The 17,438-nt window shown below is 50.1% G+C and carries 18 protein-coding genes; 10 read left to right on the top strand and 8 right to left on the bottom strand.

Translation table 11 applies throughout. The features are described 5' to 3' along the window. Positions 1 to 4: 4 nt before the first annotated feature. Complete coding sequence (locus G4V39_RS07775) at positions 5 to 1,075, top strand: DVU0298 family protein (RefSeq protein WP_166032389.1); 1,071 nt, start codon at positions 5 to 7, stop codon at positions 1,073 to 1,075. A gap of 4 nt (positions 1,076 to 1,079) precedes the next feature. After that, positions 1,080 to 1,649: a tetratricopeptide repeat protein gene (locus G4V39_RS07770; protein WP_166032388.1), complete on the top strand. Its 570-nt coding sequence runs from the start codon at positions 1,080 to 1,082 to the stop codon at positions 1,647 to 1,649. On the opposite strand, the gene G4V39_RS07765 is transcribed toward G4V39_RS07770, so the two are convergent. From G4V39_RS07765 to G4V39_RS07735, 7 genes are all read right to left on the bottom strand, one after another. Then, positions 1,639 to 2,235 carry a YkgJ family cysteine cluster protein gene (locus G4V39_RS07765; protein WP_166032387.1) on the bottom strand — a complete coding sequence of 199 codons (597 nt, stop codon included), beginning with the start codon at positions 2,233 to 2,235 and terminating at the stop codon, positions 1,639 to 1,641. The genes G4V39_RS07770 and G4V39_RS07765 overlap by 11 nt on opposite strands. Further along, positions 2,196 to 2,444 (bottom strand): FmdB family zinc ribbon protein, encoded by a 249-nt coding sequence (locus G4V39_RS07760; protein ID WP_166032386.1) that lies wholly within the window; start codon positions 2,442 to 2,444, stop codon positions 2,196 to 2,198. The genes G4V39_RS07765 and G4V39_RS07760 overlap by 40 nt, the downstream gene beginning before the upstream one ends. A gap of 121 nt (positions 2,445 to 2,565) precedes the next feature. Continuing rightward, on the bottom strand, positions 2,566 to 2,796 hold the full coding sequence (locus G4V39_RS07755) for a dissimilatory sulfite reductase D family protein (protein ID WP_166032385.1): 231 nt from the start codon (positions 2,794 to 2,796) through the stop codon (positions 2,566 to 2,568). Between the two features lie 18 nt (positions 2,797 to 2,814). Then, positions 2,815 to 3,939, bottom strand: a complete 1,125-nt coding sequence (gene dsrB, locus G4V39_RS07750; protein WP_343041992.1) for a dissimilatory-type sulfite reductase subunit beta — start codon at positions 3,937 to 3,939, stop codon at positions 2,815 to 2,817. Between the two features lie 128 nt (positions 3,940 to 4,067). Beyond that, positions 4,068 to 5,357 carry a dissimilatory-type sulfite reductase subunit alpha gene (dsrA, locus tag G4V39_RS07745; protein WP_166032383.1) on the bottom strand — a complete coding sequence of 430 codons (1,290 nt, stop codon included), beginning with the start codon at positions 5,355 to 5,357 and terminating at the stop codon, positions 4,068 to 4,070. 174 nt (positions 5,358 to 5,531) lie between these two features. Further along, positions 5,532 to 5,726 carry a hypothetical protein gene (locus tag G4V39_RS07740; protein ID WP_166032382.1) on the bottom strand — a complete coding sequence of 65 codons (195 nt, stop codon included), beginning with the start codon at positions 5,724 to 5,726 and terminating at the stop codon, positions 5,532 to 5,534. Between the two features lie 72 nt (positions 5,727 to 5,798). After that, a complete protein-coding gene (locus G4V39_RS07735; RefSeq protein WP_166032381.1) occupies positions 5,799 to 6,641 on the bottom strand; it encodes an HDOD domain-containing protein in 843 nt (280 codons plus the stop codon). 123 nt (positions 6,642 to 6,764) lie between these two features. Between G4V39_RS07735 and G4V39_RS07730 the strand changes: the two genes are divergently transcribed. From G4V39_RS07730 to G4V39_RS07715, 4 genes are read left to right on the top strand one after another with little or no spacing between them, the layout of a single operon-like run. Continuing rightward, a complete protein-coding gene (locus G4V39_RS07730) occupies positions 6,765 to 7,181 on the top strand; it encodes a roadblock/LC7 domain-containing protein (protein WP_166033100.1) in 417 nt (138 codons plus the stop codon). Next, on the top strand, positions 7,168 to 7,794 hold the full coding sequence (locus G4V39_RS07725) for a GTP-binding protein (RefSeq protein WP_166032380.1): 627 nt from the start codon (positions 7,168 to 7,170) through the stop codon (positions 7,792 to 7,794). Before G4V39_RS07730 ends, G4V39_RS07725 begins: the two co-directional genes overlap by 14 nt. A gap of 9 nt (positions 7,795 to 7,803) precedes the next feature. Further along, on the top strand, positions 7,804 to 9,210 hold the full coding sequence (locus G4V39_RS07720) for a hypothetical protein (RefSeq protein ID WP_166032379.1): 1,407 nt from the start codon (positions 7,804 to 7,806) through the stop codon (positions 9,208 to 9,210). Beyond that, positions 9,207 to 11,516, top strand: coding sequence for an ATPase, T2SS/T4P/T4SS family (locus G4V39_RS07715; RefSeq protein WP_166032378.1), 2,310 nt, complete (start codon positions 9,207 to 9,209; stop codon positions 11,514 to 11,516). The genes G4V39_RS07720 and G4V39_RS07715 overlap by 4 nt, the downstream gene beginning before the upstream one ends. Here G4V39_RS07715 and G4V39_RS07710 read toward each other — a convergent pair. Continuing rightward, on the bottom strand, positions 11,513 to 11,755 hold the full coding sequence (locus G4V39_RS07710; protein ID WP_166032377.1) for an Lrp/AsnC family transcriptional regulator: 243 nt from the start codon (positions 11,753 to 11,755) through the stop codon (positions 11,513 to 11,515). The two genes, G4V39_RS07715 and G4V39_RS07710, sit on opposite strands and share 4 nt — an antisense overlap. 174 nt (positions 11,756 to 11,929) lie before the next feature. Here G4V39_RS07710 and hisS point away from each other — a divergent pair, with 174 nt between their 5' ends. From hisS to G4V39_RS07690, 4 genes are read left to right on the top strand one after another with little or no spacing between them, the layout of a single operon-like run. Further along, a complete protein-coding gene (gene hisS / locus G4V39_RS07705; protein WP_166032376.1) occupies positions 11,930 to 13,216 on the top strand; it encodes a histidine--tRNA ligase in 1,287 nt (428 codons plus the stop codon). After that, positions 13,204 to 14,988: an aspartate--tRNA ligase gene (aspS, locus tag G4V39_RS07700; RefSeq protein WP_166032375.1), complete on the top strand. Its 1,785-nt coding sequence runs from the start codon at positions 13,204 to 13,206 to the stop codon at positions 14,986 to 14,988. Before hisS ends, aspS begins: the two co-directional genes overlap by 13 nt. Before the next feature lie 11 nt (positions 14,989 to 14,999). Beyond that, the gene (locus G4V39_RS07695) at positions 15,000 to 16,829 is read left to right on the top strand and encodes a PDC sensor domain-containing protein (protein WP_166032374.1); all 1,830 of its coding nucleotides are present in this window, start codon (positions 15,000 to 15,002) and stop codon (positions 16,827 to 16,829) included. Continuing rightward, on the top strand, positions 16,826 to 17,431 hold the full coding sequence (locus G4V39_RS07690) for a LysE family transporter (RefSeq protein WP_166032373.1): 606 nt from the start codon (positions 16,826 to 16,828) through the stop codon (positions 17,429 to 17,431). Before G4V39_RS07695 ends, G4V39_RS07690 begins: the two co-directional genes overlap by 4 nt. Positions 17,432 to 17,438: the final 7 nt, after the last annotated feature.

Raw genomic sequence — 17,438 nt, 5'->3', positions numbered from 1 at the left:
AACTATGCCCCTTTTTATCTCTCTCCAAAAACCCCGATGCCCTTTTTGCGACCAAGAGATCTCCCCTCCCCGGGAGCCTCAAGATCTTTATACCGGCGATTTCGAGGTGGGCTTTTGTCCCTGTGGGGCTGTCTTTGTCCATGATGCTACTGGCCATAATATAGGGGCGGCCATGGTAGAGGCCATGACCGTAGCCTGCGGTCCTCATCCCCAGATGGCTTGGGATCTCATCCCAGGAGAGGACTATCAGGAGGCCCTAGTGGAACACTATGATCATCGTCTCCATCGGATAATTCCCACAGGGGAGTGGGAAGGCCGTAAGATAAGGGGAGTTCTCTATTTTGTCCGCCTAAGGGAAGGCCTCCGTTCTCCTGGGCCTTCGAACACCCTGAAAATGCCCCCTTCTTCCCCGACCTCTCTCCCTAAGCGCCGCCGTCTCAGCCGCCACCAGCTCGAAGAACTAATAAACTCCGGACAAATAGAAAAGCTTAAGGCTTTAGCCAGAGCCTCAACGGCCGTCCTAAGAAGTCTACAGAAGGTCCTCTACAGTCCAGAAGCTACCCTTCGCTGGAAAGCGGTCATAGCCTTGGCCGAGGTGGCCGAGGATCTTTGTGAAATCAAAGTTTCGGCAGTGGGGGATCTGGTAAAGGGACTTATCTGGGCCAGTGCCGATTCTGCGGCCACCAATTGGGGAGCCTTAGAGGCTGCCGGAGAGATCATCTCCCGGAGACCGGATCTTTTTGGCCAGTTTATTCCTAATTTAGTAGCCTTTCTTAAGGATGATACCAATCGGGAGGCAGCCCTTTGGGCCCTAGGGCGAATTGGCAGGCGTCATCCTACCCTGGTAAGATCCAGGGCCTTTTTAATCATCAGGGCCCTTTTAGAAGATCCCGATCCCCAAATAAGAGGGCATGCCCTATGGGCCCTTACGCAGATAGGGGGGCCAGGCCTTAAGGCAAGCCTTAAGGCCCTCCTCGACGATGAGGCTTCCTTTAACCTCTTTGATGGTCAGAGTATCCATCAATTAAAGATAGGCCAGTTAGCAAAAGAGGCACTAGAGACTCGGAAAGGATAAGCAAATGAAATCACCTTCAGATGATCGCCATAAAAAGGCCCAAGAAGCCCTGGCTAAGGCCCAGGAGTGGTCAGCCAAAGGGGCCGTAGGATTTGCTCTGGAGAATTATCAGGAGGCCTTTGCCCTCTATGACGAATTAGGTCAACTTGAAGTAGCGGCCAATATTGCCGAAAAGATAGGCGATCTCCAACTTATCCGGGGCAATTTAGACAAAGCCTTGCTGGCTTACAAGTACGTCCTCGAGGTCTGTGAAGATCAAGGGGACGCAATTGGCGCGGTGATTATTTCTGAAAAAATTATTGATATTCTCCGTCAAAAAAAGGACTACGGTCGCCTTATGCCCTACTACCTCCGCTGCTTAGAGCTTGCTGAGCAGTTTGGCGATGCCCACAAGGCTGCCCGATATCTGGTGGGCATCGGTGATCTTTACAGCCGCCAAAAACGATTTTCAGAGGCCCTCGAGGCCTACCGCTTGGCCAAGAAGATATACAAAGGATTAGGCTCATTAGAACAGCTACGAATAGTCGAGGAGGGAATCAGACGCCTGGAAGAGATTGCTGCCTCTACAGATTGAGCAAAACTTCCGCCAAGGTAAAACGTCTCCTTCCCAATTGGGGAGAGAGTTTTATAGAAACTCTTTCAAGGCGCTCTTTGAGGGACAACCACTTAATAGTCGGATATTTTTGCCCTGGTTCAAAACCAGAAAAACCACAAACTCTGGCCCGACCGTCAATTTCCACCGGCAGTCCATAAATTCTACAGGTAAAAGGTCTGACCTCATAAAGCAGACAGAGCCTATCCTCTCCAAGGAGGGGGCAGCGAACTCTTTTTTGGGCAATTTTAAAAGGGTCTGAGATCGGCTCCAAACAACCCAAGGCCTTTAAGGCCTTCCGGCTACGCCGCTCTATCTCTCGGCGTTGATCCCGCTTGAGAGCTCGAGCCGCCTCCCGTATAACCAAGGCCTCAAGGTAAGAGACATCAAAGAGAGCGTAACAACAATCTTGACAGCCGGGACGACAGCGAACCTCCTTGGGAAAACGTCTATTAAACCCCCTGACCAGTTCATCTATCTCTCGGACCAGGGTACCAAAGGGGATAGAGATCTCAGGGGGTAATTCCCTTAGGAACGAGAATATCCCGGAAGATCTACGTGAGTACATGTTCCTGTATCACAGGTCTTCTGGTCCACAATTCTTGGGCCTGAAGACTTTGATTCTCCAGAGATAAGGGCCCGAGCCACGCTCATCAAGCGTTTAACATTGCGCCCCTGACATTTTTTACAGACCACCTCTGAAATCTCCTCCCGGCTTTTTAAAAGCGCTTCAAATTCATGACCACAGTCTTGACAGTGAAATTCATAAATGGGCATGATCTCCTCCTTCCTTTGGAGAAGTTTATCACTCTAAAAAATTAGGGTCTTTTTAAAATGAAAAAAGGCCCCGTCTTCCCTTTCGGGAAATACGAGGCCTCTTAAACTCAAAGGTAAGGGTCTATTCTACGGCTTGCCCCTTCCCAGGGATGCCGTACATTACTGTTGACCCTGTAGAGAAGTACTCTAGCTTCCCCTCCTGAACCAAGGCGTTAGCAGCCTTTTTGATCTCCCGAGGGGAGTAGTCCGGCAGGGCCCGCTGCATGTCCTTAAGGTAGAGCTTGGACTTAGCAGCGGCCTTTTTCTCCATAAATTCTAAGATTTTCTGTTTCACTTCTTCGATATCGGCCATATTCAAAGCCCCCTTTTTTTATTTTACCGCGACATGGTTGGTGAACTTAAAGTGGGTTGAGGTACGATAAGTATCATACGCCAGCCGATAATCGTCAATGCTCTTTTCGGTAAACGGAATCTCTGTCAGCTCAAACCACTTCTCCCAACCGATCCGCTCAATCCAGTCGCCGATACGCTCGTATTTACGAGCATGCTTTTCATACACTTCAAGGATATGGCGGATAGCCTTAACCACGCTGGGCCAGCGTGGAGGCTCATTGGGCAGATAAGGAATAACTAATTTAGAAAACTTAGGCGCACTGATCCGGTTGGAGACCTTACCACCCACAAGAATGGCAATACCGTCACCCTCACCATCGGCCAAAGGCATAGCCGGACACATGGTATAGCAGTTACCGCAGAACATACAACGTTTCTCGTTCACCCGGACAGTCTTGATCTTTTTACCCTCGATCTCTACCGTGGCCGGTTTGATGGCCCCAAGAGGACAGGCAGCAATAGCTAGCGGGATCTCACAGACACCGGTGATTCTGTCGTCCTCAACTAGAGGAGGCTTCCGGTGGATACCGAGAATAGCAATATCAGAGCAGTGGACAGCCCCACACATATTAAGGCAACAGGCTAGGGCGATCCGAACCTGAGCCGGCAGCCGATGGCTTCCGAAGTATTCAAAGAGATCATCCATAACCGCCTTGACTACACCAGAGGCATCTGTGGCCGGAGTATGGCAGTGGACCCATCCCTGAGTATGGACAATGTTAGTCACACTGGCGCCCGTTCCACCAATAGGGAACTTATAAGAGCCACCAGGGTGTTTCCGGCCTTTTAGGTCATCCATCAAGGCCCGAAGAGTTTCCTCATCGGTCACATGAAATTCGATGTTATTCCGAGTAGTCCAACGGACATAACCGTCACAGTATTTGTCAGCAATATCACAAATCTCCCGGATATAATCAGTAGTGATTAAGCGCGGTGTACCACAGCGAACCACATAGACCACATCACCAGTTTCGCTCTTGTACTTCAGCACACCGGGCTCAAGGATCTCGTGGCTTACCCACTTACCATAGTTCTTTTTAATTACCGGAGGAAAGAACTGATCATATTTTGGAGGACCGATATCCGTAATCCGGTTCTCCATAGGTTTTTTGGGATTATAAAGTTTTTCCGCCAAAGTGGGATCATATGGCTGGTCATAAATAGGATCATACGTCTTCTCGGACATATCTACACCTCCTAAAAGGGTTATGTTCAGATTTTAAACTCGACTTAGGCCGGATGACGCTTACGGAATTCGGCCACATCCCGCTTCCATCCACCGGGCACCTCTTCTTCTCTCCAGAAGACATAAGGATTGGCCCGCGGCTCGCGAATCATCTGCGGAATGGGATCAACCTCAATGTGGCGAATAAACTCCGAGAGAGAGAAGCGCTGAATAAGCTCTCCGAGACGCTCACGGTTCTTGCCGTTTTCCATCCAAAGATCCCAGACCTTTTCAATGAGCTCCTTGAGGTTATCAAAAGGAGGCTCCAGCCTCATAAAGGGCACAATTACCGTAGAGAGCTGAGCACCCTCCAAAATAGGAGCTTTAGCACCCATAAGAATGGTGGCACCAGTATCAGTGCCAGGACGCAGGGCCTCCGGCATAACATTTATGCAGTGCATGCAGCGATTACATTCTTTGTTGTTGATGGAAAGTTTGTTGCCATCCCAGGACATACACTGGGTAGGACAAAGATCAATGACCTCCTTCTGAATATCAAAAGCCCCCCAGTCACGACCAGCATGAGCTCCAGCATTAGGCTTAAGCTCGCCTCCCACATAGGCTTTGACAGCTTCCTGATCGATACGAATGTCATCGATCCAGGTGCCGATAACCGAAAGATCAGCTCGAGCAATAGCCGCCACACAGTCATTAGGACAACCAGAGAACTTAAACTTAAACTTATAGGGGAAGGCCGGACGGTGGAGCTCATCCTGATAGGTCATGGTTAAGTCATAACAGAGCTCCTGGGTATCAATACAGCTCCACTCACAACGGGCCTTACCCACACAACAGGAAGGGGTCCGCAGGTTAGAACCAGAGCCCCCAAGATCCATCTTAAGCTGGTGGGTAAGATCAAAGAAAATGGGCTCAAGCTGCTCAGTAGTAGTCCCCAAAAGGACCATATCACCAGTAGAACCATGAAAGTTGGTCATTCCAGAGCCCCGGTGATCCCAGACATCGCAGAGCTTCCGGAGGGCCGCAGAATGATAAAACTTACTGGCCGGCTGATTAACACGAACCGTGTGAAAGGCCCAAATAGCAGGGAACTTCTCCTGTTGATCTGAATAACGACCGATAACACCACCACCATAACCAAAGACACCCACTATTCCCCCGTGCTTCCAGTGGGTCTCCTTGTTCTTAAAGGAAAGCTCCAGCTGCCCCAAAAGATCCATACAGGCCTGCTTACCCTTGGCCAAGCCATAATTTTCGATATCATCGACGAAGCTCGGCCAAGGACCCGATTTTAGCTCGTCGCACATCGGGGTGTCGTGTTTCTTGATGTCCGCCATTATCTCCCTCCTTTTAAAGATTTACCAAAGAGAAATAAAGAATGGGCGAATGAGCGCCCATTCATTTTCCACCGGAGTCTTTGTATAATAGGGCAATCTCTTTGTCAATTAAAAAATGTGAGGACTAGCACATGCGAAGAAAAATAAAGGCGGGCCATCTCGCCCGCCTTTATTTTAACACTTGGCCTTCTTGACCACTAACCTTAGGCGGGCCTTTTCATTTTTGAGGCTCATGAGGCGGTATTTGGGGCTACGCTTTATGAGAGAGAGAATATCGGCGCAGGTATCGGGATCACCGCAGGAAAGATAGACTGTTCGCCCACAGGGTGAATCCTGGAGCACTCTTTTGGCCTCTCCATAGGTCATCATAGTTTCACCTCCTACCCATGGTAGAGTTTGTATTTTATAATAAATCTAAATTTTTGAAAAGGCTTTGAAGAATTAGGCAGTAAACACCGTTCCCCAGGCTAGGACAAGGTCCTCTTTCTCTTGAGCCAACCTTCGGGCCACCTTTTTGATGACATCAAGAGAAAGCCCCAAACTTCGAGGTACTTTAAGGGTTGTCTGTTTGCGCCAGGGATCTCCTCCTAGCCCAAGAAGATAACTTATGGCATCAGCCACATATATAGCCCCGGCCATATGGACATCCTCTTTGGCCTGACTTGGTCGGTGATGGAAGCCAATAGCCCTGACGATGGGTTCGGGAAAGTTCCAGCTCTCGGCCAAATAAGCTCCAATTTCCTCATGGGAGATCCCAAGTATCTCCTCGGCTTCAGTAAGAGAAAGAGCCCGCTCTCGGGCTACCTTTAAAAGGCGAGAAAAATCTTCCGGCAAATAAAGACAGGTGACAAACCGGCCAATATCGTGAAGGAGTCCAGCTGTATAAAGGGCTTCCGGATCTTGGCCTATCTCTTTGGCTAGATACTCCGCTGTCCGAGCCGTTACTACAGCATGGAGCCAGAGGCCATTGAGATCAAAGCCTTCAAAAGGCTGGTGGTTATCTATAAATTGGGTCAGGGCTAAAGCCAGGGTTATGTTTTTAACCTCCACAAACCCCAGCCGCATGACCGCCTGTCTGAGGGAGACTACCGGCTGTCCCCCTCGATAGAGAGGGGAATTGGAGACCTTGAGGATCTTGGCGGCCAGAGCCTGATCATCTTTAATAATTTCCTCCAGCTCCTTAGCCGAAATGTCCTCTCTCTCCAGAGCTTGAAGAACCTTCTGGACGGTCAGTGGAATAGTAGGCAGGGTGTCAAGGTTTTGCAGTTTTTGGATGGTGTCCATCTCTCTCCCCTCCTTCCCTAATCGGAAGTTTTTTGGTGCCCCTTGAGCCTGTTAAGAAGCCAGAGGGCGAAGTCGATAAGAAAAGATGAGACATTTCTTAACGAGTGTTCAAAGGTGAGTGCGATGGCGGATTTTATCCTCACTCCTGAAAGAATTAATCAGACCAGGGCCTTATTCGAGGAGGCCCTCATATCCACCGGGGTTCACATGGCCCTTCTAATAGACGACGCCGGGAACATCATCGTTGATAGCGGAGATAATCGAGGTCTGGACACCGTATCGCTGGCCGCCTTGGCAGCAGCTAACTTTGGAGCCACCTGCGAGATTGCCCGCATGATTGGGGAGGAGGATTTTACCCTTCTTTTCCACAAGGGGAAAAAAGAAAGTGTTCACTTCAGTAAAATAGGCCCCCATCTTATTCTGGTCCTCATCTTTGGTGACGATATTTCCCTAGGAGTAGTGCGTCTTAGGGCCGCCCAGGTGGCCCAGCAGGTCGCCCAGATCTTTGACATGGACGGGAAGGGAAATGGCACTAATTGACCTCAGCCGAAAGGAGATACACTGCAAAATTGTTTACTATGGACCTGGCCGGTGCGGTAAAACAACCAATCTGCTCCATATTTACAATACTATTCCCAATAATCACCGAGGACAGATGCTCACCATAGAAACCAAGGGGGAACGAACCCTTTTCTTTGATCTCCTACCTATCCATCTGGGCAAAATAAAGGGCCTCAATATCAGAATTCAACTCTATACTGTACCTGGACAAACCCTTTATCGGGCCACCCGAAAATTAGTCCTTAAAGGGGTAGATGGGCTAGTCTTTGTGGCCGACAGCCTCAGGGTTCGGCGGGAAAAAAATTTGGAAAGCCTCCTTGACCTCAAAAACAACCTCAGAGAATACAATCTGGACATCAGCAACGTCCCCCTTGTTTTCCAGTATAACAAGCGAGATTTAATCAAAACGGGAGTCCCCATCCTCTCTGTAGAAGAGCTACAGCAGGATTTAAACAGCGAACTTAAGGCCCCTTACTATGAGGCCGTGGCTACTCAAGGCATCGGCGTCTTTGAGACCCTTAAGCATATTAGCAAGCTCACGGTCTTGCATGTGGCCCGAAAGTACATCTTCCGGGACACCAAAGCCGCTTAGGAGGAAAATATGGCCCCTGACCTCCCAGATAGATCTGACTTTGAGGCTGAAATCGAGGCCGCTATAGAAAGGGTCTTTGATCCCTTAGGAGCCTCAAAATCGCCGGTTGATAAAGAAAAGAAGCCAGCACCTGAACCACCTCCGCCTTCACCTGAACCTACACTGGAACTGATTCCCGAAGAAAAGGAGGCACCCCCAAAAACTTCCGGCAAGGAGGGAGCCAAAGAGGGCCCCACAGAGGAGTCTAATGAGGAATTCCTGAGTCTCTCTTTGGAGGAAATAGCCCCCCAGGAGGTGGAACAAATCCTGGAGCCTACGGAGGCCCTGGAAGAAGAGCCATCAGAAGACAAGAAGGAAGATCTCAACTTCGAGAACTTGCTGGAATCCGTTGAGGCCTCTGTCCTTGCCTTAGATTGGGAGGTCTCTCCCAGATATCTTGAGGAATTTCAAAATTGGTTGGAAAAACTTCAGGCCTTAGGTGGTGAGACGGCCGAGATCGCTAGCCTTATGGAAAAGGCCGGAGAACGACTTAAGGACCCCTCTAAAGCCACCCCGGAAACCATGGCCCTTCTCTACAGGGCCCTGGGGCTACTTAAGGCCTTAGCCCAAGGGAAAGACATCTCTAAGGGGCTGGAAAAATTACGTCAAGACTTGGGGGCCAAGGAAAAGTCTCCTCCTCCAGAGACACCTGAGGGGCTAAAGGATCTCCTTGAGCTTCAAAGCAATCTTCTTAAGAAATGTCTCCACCTTCTTCAAACCTTTGAGAAACTCTTCCGCAGAGTCAAGGGCCTGGGAAAACTGGCTGAAAGCTGCACCCAAATAAGATCAGAGATAGAGTTTGCCTTATCAATTGTCCCCGAATGGATTGACATTGATCTTGGCCCGGCCCAAGGGCTTCCGCTGGCCGAAAATAACGTTCCTGCACCCACAAAGCTCCCAGAAGAAGAAAAAAACATCGAGCCTCCTGACTACAAGGTCGTTCATTGCTTCGCCGGAGAGAGAGAATTTGTCGTTCCTCAGAGTCAGGTGGGCTTTTTGGATAAGCTTCCTAAAAGAGTGCACAAAAAACTCCTCAATAGCCGGGTTTTCAAGGCTTACTGGCTTAAATGGCCCTTTATCCGTCTTAACAAAAAGTTTCGTGGGGCTTTGAGTCAGATTTCTGAAAATCGTCTTCTAACCTTTTCTGCCCCCTTTGTACCCCTGAGCCCCACAGCCGAAATGTTGATCATTCTGTGGGACGGCAAAAAGGCCTTGGCTTTAGGGATAGATGAGGCTTTAGAGTTTGAGCTTCCACCTAAGACAAGGCTCTACCCTACAGAGGCAAAAGCCTACGGTCTGGTAGAAATAGACGGCGTAAAAATTCCCTATTACGGCCTTGAACACCTTAAAGAAAACTTTTGGGGTCAAGACCTATGAAAACGGAGATTCCCGAGGAAATCCAAAAGCGCCTCACCGAGGCTGAAGTCTATCTTGACCAAGGATTAATCGACGAGGCTCGATTAGTCTACGAAGAACTACTTCAAAACCTTCCTGAAGAATCAAATGGGCTGCGGGAAGAAATTCAGAAAAAGATAGCGGAATTAGGGCAGGCCACAGATGACGACAAGGAACCCCCCGTTCTTTTAGAAATAGATGAAAACGAAAAGGCCTTTCTGAATGCTGTGGCCCTCAAAGACTCCGGCTTTCTACCAGAGGCTATAAACGAGTTTCGACGCCTAATAGACAAAGGCTATCGAGAATTTGACTGCTGGCGACATCTAGGTGAGGCCTACATAAGTCACGGCATGATCTATGAGGGGATCGAGGCCTTAAAGAAGGCCTTAGAAGCCCCCGGGGTAGGAACCGAAGAATACCTGGATACCTGCTATCGAATCGGATTGGCCCTTGAGACCGCCGGGGCTTATACCAAGGCCATCCAATATTATGAAAAAGTTAAGGAAATAAACCCTTCCTATCTAAATGTCTCCGATAGGATTGAAGAGCTTTCCCGACAAGTAGAACGTTTTGGTCGCTTTTACTATCTCATCCAGAAGAAGATTATTACTGAAGAAGACTTCGAAGAGGCCACCAAGCTGGCCAAGGAAAAGGGAACCTCTATCGAAAAAACCCTCATTGAGGACTTTGGGGTCCCCAAAGAGGAGGTTGGAAAGGCTCTGGCTGAATTCTACAAACGGCCTTTTATTGAATTCGACGAGCTGGAAGTTGGAGAAAAGCCAGCCTGTTTGGAGGGTGTAAGAGAACAATTTCTCAGAGCCAATGTCTGTGTTCCCATTATGGAAAAACCCGGGGGCACTGTAGTAGTAGCTATCGACAATCCTAATGATATTGTCAAAATAGACGCCATAAGACGGGTCCTTAAGGCCAAAAACCTCGAGTTCGTCGTCTCCCTTCGGGAAGATATCAATCAATTTATAGACTATTTCTATGGCAAGTATGGTTTGTCGGAAGACGATGAAGATGTTTTTAGCCAGCTAGAAGTTATTCCTGAAGAGGAGGAAGAAGAGGGAGAAGAGACCCCAGAGGCGGAAAATGTCGTTGTCCAGCTAGCCAATCGGATCTTGGAAGATGCCTACAACAAAGGAGCCTCGGATATCCATATAGAAAGTCTCTCTGGGAAGAGAGGAGCCCGCATCCGTTTCCGCATCGATGGGGACTGTATTCATTATCAAGATGTGCCTTACGCCTACAAAAAGGCCCTAGTTTCTCGCTTCAAGATCATGGCTGACCTAGATATTGCCGAAAAAAGGCTGCCCCAAGATGGAAAAATCAAATTTCGAACCCGCTCAGGCCGGGTATTCGAGGTTCGAGTAGCCACTCTGCCCACTATCGACAACAATGAGGATGTGGTTATGCGTATTCTGGCCGCTGTAGAGGCCATGCCCTTGGACAAAATAGGCCTGAGGGAGGAAAATCTGAAGAGATTTCAAGAGGCCCTTGAGCTACCATATGGTCTCATTTTGGTCGTTGGTCCCACAGGATCCGGTAAAACTACTACCTTGCACGCTGCCTTAGGGTACGTCAATCGAGCCGAAAAAAAGATCTGGACCGCTGAAGATCCGGTGGAGATTGTCCAGGAGGGGCTTCGTCAAGTTCAGGTCCGACCCAAAATCGGCCTCACCTTTGCTCGAGCTTTAAGGGCCTTTCTTCGGGCTGATCCAGATATAATTATGATAGGTGAGACCAGAGATGAAGAGACAGCCCATACCGTTATCGAGGCTTCTCTCACTGGACATCTCGTCTTTACCACCCTCCATACTAATAGTGCTCCGGAAACCATTGTCCGTCTTCTGGGTATGGGTATGGATCCCTTTAACTTCGCCGATGCCCTGCTGGCCATTTTGGCTCAACGTCTGGCCAAAAGGCTCTGTAGCTGCAAAGAGCCCTATGAGCCAAGTCCTAAAGAAATAGAAGAAATTCTCTACGAATATGGTGACCATCCCGTCCGGCCCCTAACGGCCGAAGACCTCAAAGGGATTACCATCTATCGCCCCAAGGGGTGTACCAGGTGTCACAAGACAGGATATCGTGGAAGGTTGGCCATTCATGAGCTACTGGTAGCCAGCGATAGCATCCGGGAGCTTATCCAGAAACGGGCGCCTGTAGCCCAAATTCGCGACCAAGCTATGGCTGAGGGGATGCTCACCCTTAAGCAGGACGGCATCCTTAAGGTGCTTGAGGGGCACACAGATGTCAAGCAAATCCGGGCCGTCTGTCTCCGTTAGACCACTTCTAGCCGAACCACCGGGCAGGTCATAGTGTGCTGAATGTCATCAATGGTCTGAATCTTGGAAAGAACCATGTCTGAAAGGGCATCATGATCCTCGGTTTCCACCTCGGCGATGATGTCATAAGGCCCCATAATGACGTCAAGACGCCGGACTTCTGGCATCTCTTTAAGCCGACGAGCCACCTCCGCGGTCCGACCAATTCTAGTATTGATTAGGATATAGGCCTTGAGCATCTTAACCTCCGCCTTTGTTTAAACTCCTATAAATTGAGGATAGGGACATCACCACTTTTGGTCAAGGTGGCTACCTTCCTTCGTTGACTTATTTCTATCTGCTGTTTTAAATAAGCCCTTCTTATATCTTTTCCCGGAAGGGAAGTATTGTTTGTTTTTTTAAGGAGGGCAACTATGCCCTTTGTGGCTATACGGGGTTTCAAAGACATTCTTCCTGGAGAGGCCGCCCGTTGGGCCTGGGTAGAGGCCCAGGCCCGGCAATGTCTGGGAGCCTACAACTTCCAGGAAATCAGGATTCCTGTATTAGAGAAAACGGAGCTTTTTGCTCGATCTATAGGAACCTCCACTGACATCGTGGAAAAGGAAATGTACTCCTTTCAAGATCGCAGCGGCGAGTCGGTGACCATGAGGCCCGAAGCTACTGCCGGAATCATCAGGGCCATTGTTGAACACCGCCTATTTCGCCCAGGGAGGGTACTCAAACTCTTTACTATTGGCCCCATGTTCCGTTATGAACGCCCCCAAAAAGGACGTCTGCGCCAATTTCATCAAATAGATGTGGAGGTCATTGGGGCTGCTGAGGCCACCGTAGACGCCGAGGTCATTTCCCTGGCCATAGATCTCCTTAAAACTCTGAAGGTTTCAGAGGTAGATTTGGAGCTTAATTCCTTAGGGTGCCCAAAGTGCCGTCCTAATTTTCGGGAAGCTCTGGTGGCCTTCCTTCATCGGCAGGAAAACCTGTGCCCAGATTGTCGGCGACGCCGGGAGACCAATCCCTTAAGGGTCCTTGACTGCAAAAATAAAGACTGTCAAGCCATTTATGGCGAAGCCCCTTTAATCGGAGAATATCTGTGCCCCGAATGTGAGGAACATTTTCAAAAAGTAAAGATCTCCCTTGAAGGATTAAACATCCCCTATCGGGTAAATCCCAGACTTGTAAGGGGGCTTGACTACTACACCCGAACTACCTTTGAGATAATTGCCAGAGGGCTTGGAGCCCAGAATGCCGTGGCCGCAGGGGGACGATATGACGGACTGATGGCCGAACTCGGTGGTCCACAAGCTCCGGCCATCGGGTTTGCTATCGGTCTGGAGCGTCTGATGCTTCTGGCTAAAATCCCAGAAAGGATAGAACCTCCACCGCTTTTGTTCTTTGCCCCATTGGGAGAAGAGGCCACTCGAAGGTGCCTCCAGCTGGCTCGAGAATTTCGTCTCCGAGGCATCCAGACAGAGATAGATCACGCCCCTCGAAGCCTCAAGGCCAAAATGCGACAGGCCAACCGAATTGGGGCTAGGCTGGTGGTCATCATCGGTGACAACGAATTGGTCTCCGGCAAGGCCATTGTTAGAGATATGGAAACCCACGAACAGCAGGAATTGCCCTTCACCCTCGATGGCCTTTGGCCCTTTATAGCCAAGATTCAGGAAACGCTCCACCGGGAGGAAAGATGCAAGACTTAGGAGATTGGAAGAAGACTCATCACTGCAATGCCCTAAGGGCTTCGGATATTGGTCAAGAGGTCTGTCTCATGGGCTGGGTCCTGAGGCGTCGGGACCATGGAGGACTAATTTTCATCGACTTAAGAGACCGAGAAGGGATCACCCAAGTGGTTTTCTCCCCCGATGTTAACGCGGCCTCTCACCAGGAGGCCCACCGCCTAAGAAGCGAATACGTTATTGCCATTAAAGGTAAAGTCCGACGGCGTCCGGAAGGGATGGAAAACCCAAAGATTCCCACGGGGGAGATCGAGGTCGCTGTTGAGAAATTAAAGATTCTCAACACCTCCAAGACTCCACCCTGGCCCCTTGATGAAGATCCTGAGGTCTCGGAATCTCTTCGACTGCGCTATCGGTACCTGGACCTGAGACGACCCGAGATGTATCGCAATCTTCTCTTAAGACACCGAGTGGCCCAGGCCTGCCGGCAATATCTCAATGCCCAGGGGTTTCTGGAGGTAGAAACCCCCTTTCTGACCAAAAGCACTCCAGAAGGGGCCAGAGATTTTCTTATCCCCTCTCGTCTGAATCCTGGACGCTTCTATGCCCTCCCTCAATCCCCTCAACTCTTCAAGCAGATCCTGATGATCGCTGGTGTGGAACGATACTATCAGATCGTTCGTTGTTTCCGCGATGAGGATTTAAGAGCTGATCGCCAGCCGGAATTCACTCAGCTCGATCTGGAGATGGCCTTTATTAATGAGGAAGACATTCTTTCCCTCATGGAGGGCCTGATAAGGCACATATTCAGGGAGACGCTAGAGGTAGAACTTCCTCGGCCATTTCCCCGCCTCAGCTATGATCAGGCTATTGAACGCTACGGTCTTGACCGCCCCGATGTTCGCTTTGGCCTGGAGCTTATCGATCTTTCCGATATTTTCCGGCAAACAGGGTTTAAGGTTTTCCGCCAGGCCTTGGAGGCCGGAGGAGTCGTTAAGGCCCTTAAGGTCTCCGCAGATTTCTCCCGCAAGGATTTAGATGATCTAACCACCTTTGCCACCAACTTCGGAGCCCGGGGATTGGCCTGGATCAAGGTCCGTGCTGATGGGCTTCAGGCCCCCATTGTCAAGTTCTTTCGGCCCGAAGAGGTAGAAGAACTCAAAAGATCACTTGATCTTAAGCCTGGCGAGACGGTGTTTTTTGGAGCTGATCAGGCCCCGGTCGTCAATCGGGTCCTGGGAGAGTTGCGCCTTGAGCTGGCGAGGCGTCTTGAGCTCATCCCTAAAGAGATTTTCGCTCCCGTCTGGATTCTAGATTTTCCCATGTTTGAGTTTGATGAAGATGAGGGACGCTGGGTGGCCGTCCATCATCCCTTCACCGCCCCCAAGGAGACAGATCTTGAATTCTTGGAGAGCGATCCAGGACGGGTTCGATCTCGAGCTTACGATCTTGTTTTAAATGGAGTTGAAATCGGTGGGGGCAGCATTCGTATCCACCGGAAAGACGTTCAGGAAAGGGTCTTTTCCTTGCTACAGATATCTCCGCAGGAGGCCCAGGAGAAGTTTGGTTTTCTTCTTGAGGCCCTGACCTATGGAGCCCCACCCCATGGGGGTATTGCCCTGGGTTTCGATCGTCTGGTAATGCTAATGGCAGGTTGTGAATCCATACGCGAGGTTATTGCCTTCCCCAAAACCCAGAAGGCCCAGTGTCTGATGACCGGGGCTCCCAGCCCGGTATCCATGACCCAATTGGCCGAGCTCTATATCAAACCGGGCTGGCTCAAAGAAAGAAAGTAAAGGAGTACGCTATGCCTAAATGGAATCCTTATCGTCGTCTGCTAGACCACGAACACACCAAATTCTGGCGTCACGAGGTCAAGGAAGTCTCTGAACCCAACCTGATGAAAGAGATCTTTCCCTACGATCAGATTCCCCTGATAGACTTTGACCACAAATTCCTGGCCCCTTCGCCGGCCGAAGAAATCTTTATCACCGACACCACCTTTCGAGACGGCCAGCAGGCCCGCCCTCCTTATACCGTAGAGCAAATCGTTACGCTTTTTGACTTCCTTCATCGGTTGGGAGGTGAAAAGGGGGTCATCAGACAGAGCGAGTTCTTTCTTTACACCAAGAAAGACCGCGAAGCGGTAGAGAGATGTTTGGAACGAGGATATCGCTACCCGGAAATCACTGGCTGGATTCGGGCCAAAGCAGAGGACATGAAGCTGGTCAAAGAAATGGGGCTTCGGGAAACGGGAATTTTAACTTCAGTCTCAGACTATCATATCTTTCTTAAGCTCAAAAAGACCCGCCGTCAGGTCCTGGAAGACTATCTGGCCATTGTTAAGGCTGCCCTGGAGTTGGGTATCGTCCCCCGCTGCCACTTTGAAGACATTACCCGGGCCGACATATTTGGGTTTGTCATCCCCTTTGCCCAGGAGTTAATGAAACTCCGGGAGGAGTCCGGGATCAACATAAAAATTCGCCTCTGTGACACATTAGGCCTTGGAGTTACTTACCCCGGAGCGGCTTTGCCCCGTAGTGTCCCCAAGCTGGTTCGGGCTATGATCGACGAGGCCGGGGTTCCTGGAGAGCTTCTCGAATGGCATGGACACAATGACTTTTACAAGGCCCTAATCAACGCTACTACTGCCTGGCTTTATGGTTGTGCGGCCATAAACGGAACCTTACTCGGCTTCGGCGAAAGAACTGGCAATACCCCCATTGAGGCCCTGATCATCGAATATATCGCCCTAAGGGGAGAGGCTCATGGCATCGACACCACGGTGATCACTGATATCGCCGAGTACTTTGAACGAGAACTAAATCACCACATTCCTCCCAATCAGCCCTTTGTGGGCTCTGAGTTCAACGCCACCAAGGCCGGTATTCATATCGACGGCCTCCTCAAAAATGAGGAGATCTACAATCCCTTCAATACCGCCAAAATCCTCCGGCGACCGGTGTCTATCATTATTACCGACAAAAGTGGTACAGCCGGAATCGCTTACTGGATCAACACCCATTTCGGCCTTTCAGGAGAACGGGCCGTAGACAAGCGTCACCCCGGAGTAAGTAAGATTTATAAATGGATCATCAAACAATATGAAGACGGCCGAATAACCTCCATCTCCCACGAAGAAATGATGCGATTGTGTCGTAAATATTTGCCGGAGCTTTTTGTCTCCGAATTTGACCGCCTCAAGAAGAAGGCCTATGATCTGGCAGCCAGCATTGTGGAAGAACTGGTTGAGAAAGACGAGATCCGCTCTATGGATCCAGCCCAAATAGAACCAGTACTTAAACAGGTCCTTGAAGAAAATCCCTTCATTCAGTTCATCTACGTGGTGGACATTGAAGGGCGCAAGATCACCCGCAACATCACTCACCCTGAAGACCGGGGTAAATATGCCCATAGTGGCCTGGGCGATGACTTCTCAGACCGAGCCTGGTTCATCGGCCCCCTTAAAGACGGTCGGGTCCATGTAACCGACTTCTACACCTCCCGGATTACCGGAGCCCTCTGCATTACGGTCTCCGCCCCTATCCGCAACCAGTATGAAGAGATTGTCGGAGTTCTAGGGGTGGACATCCGCTTCGAAGATCTAGCCAAAATGGAGGAAAACGGCGAGATTTGATCGCTAGTCTGGGCTTCTTTGTGGGGCAGGTGGTCATCGTCTCCCTTTCAGGGGTGATGGCCCCCGGCCCCTTAACGGCAGCAACACTAGGCCACGGCCTTAAGGATCGCTGGGCCGGCGTCTGGATCACTCTGGGACATGCCCTGGTGGAACTTCCTCTCATGTTTCTCCTGCTCATTGGCCTTAATCATTACCTTCAGACATCTCTGATTCGGGTAATTGGCTTTCTTGGGGGAAGTCTCCTTATCCTTATGGGGATCGACTTAGCCCGGAGCTCGCTGGATGCCAAAGCCGGCCATACCACCCTGTCTCCTCTGACCTCGGGGGTCATCCTTTCCGCCGGCAATCCCTATTTTATCCTCTGGTGGGCCACCATCGGGGCCGGGTTGATAGGTCGGTCTCTAAAGTTTGGCCTTTTGGGCTTTGCTCTGATGGTTATTTTTCATCTTCTTTGTAATCTAATCTGGTTAACCGGCCTCTCGCGCGTAGCCCATAAAGGACAAAGGCTCTTGTCCCCAAAGTTGAGTCGTCTGATGGGCGGTGCCCTGGGGCTGGCCCTGATGGCAATCGGCCTATCCTTCCTCAAAGATGCCCTTATCTAAGGGAGGA

This window comes from Thermosulfuriphilus ammonigenes, from assembly GCF_011207455.1.
Classification (GTDB): Bacteria; Desulfobacterota; Thermodesulfobacteria; order Thermodesulfobacteriales; family ST65; genus Thermosulfuriphilus; species Thermosulfuriphilus ammonigenes.
The sequence above is the reverse complement of the archived record's forward strand: the minus strand, read 5'-3'. Positions and strand labels throughout refer to the sequence as shown.

What these genes read in the sequence shown, in the direction of transcription:
- G4V39_RS07775 (WP_166032389.1), top strand. Translation starts at nt 5, where the DNA reads ATGCCCCTTTTTATCTCTCTCCAAAAACCCCGATGCCCTTTTTGCGAC.
- G4V39_RS07770 (WP_166032388.1), top strand. Translation starts at nt 1,080, where the DNA reads ATGAAATCACCTTCAGATGATCGCCATAAAAAGGCCCAAGAAGCCCTG.
- G4V39_RS07765 (WP_166032387.1), bottom strand. Translation starts at nt 2,235, where the DNA reads ATGTACTCACGTAGATCTTCCGGGATATTCTCGTTCCTAAGGGAATTA.
- G4V39_RS07760 (WP_166032386.1), bottom strand. Translation starts at nt 2,444, where the DNA reads ATGCCCATTTATGAATTTCACTGTCAAGACTGTGGTCATGAATTTGAA.
- G4V39_RS07755 (WP_166032385.1), bottom strand. Translation starts at nt 2,796, where the DNA reads ATGGCCGATATCGAAGAAGTGAAACAGAAAATCTTAGAATTTATGGAG.
- dsrB (WP_343041992.1), bottom strand. Translation starts at nt 3,939, where the DNA reads ATGGAGAACCGGATTACGGATATCGGTCCTCCAAAATATGATCAGTTC.
- dsrA (WP_166032383.1), bottom strand. Translation starts at nt 5,357, where the DNA reads ATGGCGGACATCAAGAAACACGACACCCCGATGTGCGACGAGCTAAAA.
- G4V39_RS07740 (WP_166032382.1), bottom strand. Translation starts at nt 5,726, where the DNA reads ATGATGACCTATGGAGAGGCCAAAAGAGTGCTCCAGGATTCACCCTGT.
- G4V39_RS07735 (WP_166032381.1), bottom strand. Translation starts at nt 6,641, where the DNA reads ATGGACACCATCCAAAAACTGCAAAACCTTGACACCCTGCCTACTATT.
- G4V39_RS07730 (WP_166033100.1), top strand. Translation starts at nt 6,765, where the DNA reads ATGGCGGATTTTATCCTCACTCCTGAAAGAATTAATCAGACCAGGGCC.
- G4V39_RS07725 (WP_166032380.1), top strand. Translation starts at nt 7,168, where the DNA reads ATGGCACTAATTGACCTCAGCCGAAAGGAGATACACTGCAAAATTGTT.
- G4V39_RS07720 (WP_166032379.1), top strand. Translation starts at nt 7,804, where the DNA reads ATGGCCCCTGACCTCCCAGATAGATCTGACTTTGAGGCTGAAATCGAG.
- G4V39_RS07715 (WP_166032378.1), top strand. Translation starts at nt 9,207, where the DNA reads ATGAAAACGGAGATTCCCGAGGAAATCCAAAAGCGCCTCACCGAGGCT.
- G4V39_RS07710 (WP_166032377.1), bottom strand. Translation starts at nt 11,755, where the DNA reads ATGCTCAAGGCCTATATCCTAATCAATACTAGAATTGGTCGGACCGCG.
- hisS (WP_166032376.1), top strand. Translation starts at nt 11,930, where the DNA reads ATGCCCTTTGTGGCTATACGGGGTTTCAAAGACATTCTTCCTGGAGAG.
- aspS (WP_166032375.1), top strand. Translation starts at nt 13,204, where the DNA reads ATGCAAGACTTAGGAGATTGGAAGAAGACTCATCACTGCAATGCCCTA.
- G4V39_RS07695 (WP_166032374.1), top strand. Translation starts at nt 15,000, where the DNA reads ATGCCTAAATGGAATCCTTATCGTCGTCTGCTAGACCACGAACACACC.